This window comes from bacterium (genome assembly GCA_040755795.1).
In the GTDB taxonomy this organism is placed as follows: domain Bacteria; phylum UBA9089; class CG2-30-40-21; order CG2-30-40-21; family SBAY01; genus JBFLXS01.
Window position 1 is genome coordinate 1 of sequence record JBFLXS010000267.1, and the last position, 5,542, is coordinate 5,542.

Sequence of the window (5,542 nt, forward strand, 5' to 3'; positions counted from 1 at the left end):
TCGTTGTGCCATAAGGTTGGGTATTAATAGTAAAGGTAGTGTCAAATTTGCCTGCATAATCGTCAACAGCAAGACTAATTGTTCGGGTCGTTCCAAATGAAATCGCTATCACTTCACTCGCCCCATAACCATTACCCACTATTCTAACTGGTGTTCCAACAGTTCCCCTGGACGGGGTGATAAATATAATATTGGATAGAATAGTATAGGTAGCAAATGCTCTCTCACCAGACCTCATCCCCATAGCCGAAATAGTTTTAGCCCCGGCAAATTGGGTATCAATCGTAAAGGTAGTAGCAAAGCTTCCATAAGAAGTACTGCTAATCTGAGTAATATGCAGAGTAGTCCCAAAATCAATCTGGATACCTTCTATAGCACCAAAGCCATTACCACTGATAGTGACAAATGAACCAACTGTGCCATAAGCCGGAGTAAGACGAATAATATTTGGCTGGATAAAGAAGGTATTATAAGCCGCAACACCTGAAGCAACTCCAGAGGCAGAAATAGTTATAGTGCCATAAGGCTGGGTATTAACACTAAAGGTAGTAATAAAGCTACCTTCGGCATAAGTAGAGGCAGTTTGAATAGTAGGTGTTGTACCAAATCTAATCGCAACTAATTCTCTTGCCCCAAAGCCATTACCCCTTACCATTACAACAGTGCCGACCGTCCCTATTGCTGGCGTAACTTGAACAAGTGCAGGCAGGATACAAAATGCCGCCTCAGCCGTCTTGCTAGAAGATAATCCCGTCGCCCTAAGACTAGTAAATCCATAAGGTTGAGTATCAACAGTAAAAGTGGCACTGAAAGAACCAGAGGTAAGACTCGTAACCATCGTAATAGTTAAAGTTGTCCCAAAATCTATTTTTATTAACTCACTTGCACCAAACCCTCCATCTGAAACTGTAACTATAGTTCCTATAGTTCCTAAGATAGGATTAATAATAAGTGGCGGTGGCGGAGGATAAGAACCTGTCAACCATGGAGTGTAATCAATATTACCTGAAAATTTAGATATATTTGGTGGATCTGCCCCCCACCAGTTGTATTCTGCTGATTGAGTACTCGGAGAAATATCTGTTTGGAGATTATATGTTTGATTGTTGTATATATTGTTGTAAATAAGATTGGAAATTACTGATGATCTACAGTAAATACCTATTCCATTTCCATTTGGATTACCAGATCCACCTTTATTTTCATAGACGGTATTACCTGTTATAGTATTGTTGGTAGATGAGCCTAAATATATTCCTGTTCCAATTCCTCCACCTCCTTCTGAACTATAATCTCCACCTCCACCAAATCCGCCTTTATTCTCATAGATGGTATTACCTGTTATCGTATTATTTGTAGATGAACCTAAATATATTCCTGCTCCAATTCCTCCACCTCCTCCTGAACCATAATATCCACCTCCACCAGATTCGCTTTTATTCTCATAGATGGTATTACCTGTTATCGTATTATTTGTAGATGAACTTAAATATATTCCTGCTCCAATTCCTCCAATTCCACCTGAACTTTTATACCCTCCACCTGTTCCACCAGATCCACCTTTATTCTCATAGAAGGTATTACCTGTTATCGTATTGTTGGTAGATAAACCTAAATATATTCCTGCTCCAATTCCTCCAATTCCACCTGAACCATACCATCCACCTGCTCCACCAGATCCGCCTTTATTCTCATAGAAGGTATTACCTGTTATCGTATTGTTGGTAGATAAACCTAAATATATTCCTGCTCCAATTCCTCCACTTTCACCTTCTCCACCTGTATATCCATTTTTACCTACACCACCCGCAAGAGAGTTATTTCTTATAATAAAGTTTTGACAATTAATAAGTACAACTCTACCCAGATTTGTTGAACCAGAGCCAATAGGAGTTAATGTCTGATTCTCAATAATAGTAGGTGTAGTTATCCCATAATAATAGTGTATTGGTTCACTATTATAGGTGTTGTTGGAATCAATAATATTATTGTAACTATTTGAGTCAATATAGATACCATAACCATTACCACAATTTCCACTTGGTCCCCCTTCTCCATAATAATTATTAGAGATAGAATTATCTCTAATAACATTATTAATTGATGAATATAGGTATATTCCTGATCCAATTCCTCCGGATCCACCTGCGTCATAGGATCCCCTATTTCCACCGGATCCACCTTTATTCTCATAACCGGTGTTACCTGTTATAGTATTGTTCCTCGATAAATTCAAATATATCCCTGTACCAATTCCTCCTGTTCTTCCTAAACCTCCATATCCACCACTTGTTCCTCCAGATCCACCTTTATTTTCATAGAAGGTATTACCTGTTATAGCATTATTTGTAGATGAACTTAAATATATTCCTGCCCCAATCCCTCCATATCCTCCCGAGTTTCCATATCCACCTGTGCCACCTTGTCCTCCTTGATTTTTATAAATAATATTATTTATAATATTAATGTTACTCGATGAATCCACATATATTCCTGCTCCAATTCCTCCACTTTCACCTTCTCCACCTGTATATCCATTTTTACCTACACCACCCGCAATAGAGTTATTTCTTATAATAAAGTTTTGACAATTAATAAGTACAACTCTACCCAGATTTGTTGAACCAGAGCCAATAGGGGTTAATGTCTGATTCTCAATAATAGTAGGTGTAGTTATCCCATAATAATAGTGTATTGGTTCACTATTATAGGTGTTGTTGGAATCAATAATATTATTGTAACTATTTGAGTTAATATAGATACCATAACCATTACCAGGCATACCGGTTGACCCTCCAAAATTGCCACCACTTCCTCCTTCTCCTCGTTGACTATTAATGATAATGTTACTCAATATAGTGTTATTAGTTGATGATAATAAATGTATTCCTGCCCCAATTCCTCCCTGCCCACCTGAAGAATAATTATCTTCCCATCCACCTTCTCCACCATAACCCCCTTGATTATTATAAATGGTATTACTTGTTATAGTATTGTTAGTAGATGAACCTAAATATATTCCTGCTCCAATTCCTCCACTTCCCCCCGAACTATATGTATCTCCTCTTCCTCCTTGACCACCTTGATTATCACAAATGGTATTACCTGTTATAATGGTATCAGTAGATGAACTTAAATATATTCCTGCTCCAATTTCACCTCTACTATATGGTCCCACACCACTATTACCTTTATTATTTCTAATTATATTATGAGTAATAGTAATTTTTGAGGTATTTTCTAAATAAACTGCTTGTTTGCCATATTCTATAAGACAATAACTAATTGTTCCTTTACTTTGAGCACTACTAAACTTAATACTATTCCAATCACCTGCTTGTGGGGTAGGGCTATTAGAGGTAAAAGTAATTGTTCCATCTGGAGTACCTATGGCTGTTAATGTCCCATAATTAAGCAACGATGTATTGGTAGCAAACTTTACAACTACTCCGGGGTTAATAGTCAAACTTAACCCCTCAGGGACAGTTACAGTTCCCGTAACTACATATGGACTTCCAACTAAATTCCATATACCACTCTGATTTCCACTTACTGTTGTGGTTGCTCCACTATATTCTACTAAGAAAACTCCCATAGATAATACTACTCCTCGCATAAGTTTTTTACTCATTTTTATTCACGCTCCTTTTTATTTGGTAATTGGTGGTTGCTAATTGGTGATTACTATTTAACTCCTTATTAGATATTACTTTTTGAAATTGTTTGTAACATCTGATTAGCATAAGTATTACTCGGATCAAGTTCTAAAATACAGTTACATTCAAAAATAGCTTCTTCCCATAACCCTTTCTTATAGTAAGCCGAAGCTAAATTCATATGAGATTTAATATCCATTGGATTTATCTTGATAGCCTTTTTTAACTCTACTATTGCTTCATTATACATACCTCTTGAAGCATATATATATCCTCTTATGTTTCTAAGTTCTATATTATCAGGCTGTATTTTTATCGCTTTTTCATATACATTAAGAGCTTCTAAATAAAGTCCTTTTTTCATATAATCATTCCCTATATAGGAATAAGCTTTTACTATTTTCTCTATGGAATCTTTTTTAATTTCTTTATATTTATCTATCCAATTATCATAATAATTTCCATATGGAACAAAATAAGGTTTTTTTTCACATTTTATCTTCAAAGATTTACTATACTCTTTAATAGCATCTTTATATTTCCCTAGATTAAAATAAATTGAACCTCTCCGGTTATATAAAACTGCATAATTTGTAACTATTCCCCATGTCCACATTGGGTCCTTAAAGATTTTGTTATTATCTAGTACACCTCTACAGGGAAGAAAATTTTTTGAACTTTGTTTGATCTCATTATATAATTGTTTTGATTCTATCCCTTTATTGGAAACCCTACTTAAGATTCCTATTGGAATTAAAATATAATTATTGGCAATAGTTCCATCAGAAACTAAAAATACAGACACACTATTATCTTTTGACATTATCTTATTAATTATGTCATTGGTATTATTCAAGTCAACCTTGCTTTTTTGACAAGGAGACACTATATCTCTCTCAGGATATTCTTCTTTAATTATTTTGCTGAACCACATCCTCTCACTGTCAAAGTACTCTTCATTTACTGATAAAGCAGGAGAAATTAAAACTATATCTAAACAATATTTTTCACAATATTGAAGATAATAACTGGGGAAATTAATAGCATCTCCTTCCCCAAATGCTACTGCTTTAGAAGATAAAGAATGTAGGATATTTCTTGAATAATCATAAGCAAAATAATAATCCTCTCGGTCATTGTATGAGTAATGTCTTAGGAAAAGAATAACAGGAAAAATGAAAAATACACATATCATAAGAAATAAAAGATTTCTCCCTTTTATTATTAATATAAATAAAGGGAAAGATACACTAAAAATGATGTATGTTGGAATATAATAATCTTCTATATTTGGAATAACATATTTAATAGAATAAATTATATTAGTTAGGATTATTAAAGTAAAAAATAGCCCTATAGTCTTTCTTCTAAGTAATAATATTATTCCTCCCAGCATAGCCATCCCTACTATATATAGTGTAAACTGGTCGGTCAAAAAATGAATAATATCATTTAAATTTTTATAAATCCCCTTTATATCTGAGATAAAATAATGTCCGTATGATTGTCCTGTAATATGGATAATAAACCTTTTTAAGGTTTGGGGGTCACCCCAGTTGTAAACTGGATGAGTACTTGCTCGAATAGGTAGATATAGGTATAAGAACAATGGCAAAATGAATAAGCCAAGCAATTTGAGAAGTAGTGAGTAGTCAGTAGATAGTAGGTAGTAGTAAGGTTTTCGAGTTGGATTTTGTTGCCTCCATTTCTTCCAGTACACTGCTATGATAAAGAATATGCTTGCAGGGACTAAGTAGATTGTTTGCATATGATGGGTGAAGGATAAGCCAAGCGTGAAAGCGAAGAGGTAGAGATAGTTTTGAGTTTTGAGTTTTGAGTTTTGAGTTTTTCCTTCTGTTCTCCATGCTCCACGCTCCGTAGTTACT

2 protein-coding genes are annotated in these 5,542 nt (G+C 34.7%); both read right to left on the reverse strand.

The window, feature by feature from the left end; translation table 11 throughout:
• A partial coding sequence (locus AB1414_14380) for a right-handed parallel beta-helix repeat-containing protein (GenBank protein ID MEW6608609.1) occupies positions 1-3,631 on the reverse strand: 3,631 nt, incomplete at its 3' end.
• Between the two features lie 68 nt (positions 3,632-3,699).
• A partial coding sequence (locus tag AB1414_14385; GenBank protein ID MEW6608610.1) for a tetratricopeptide repeat protein occupies positions 3,700-5,542 on the reverse strand: 1,843 nt, incomplete at its 5' end.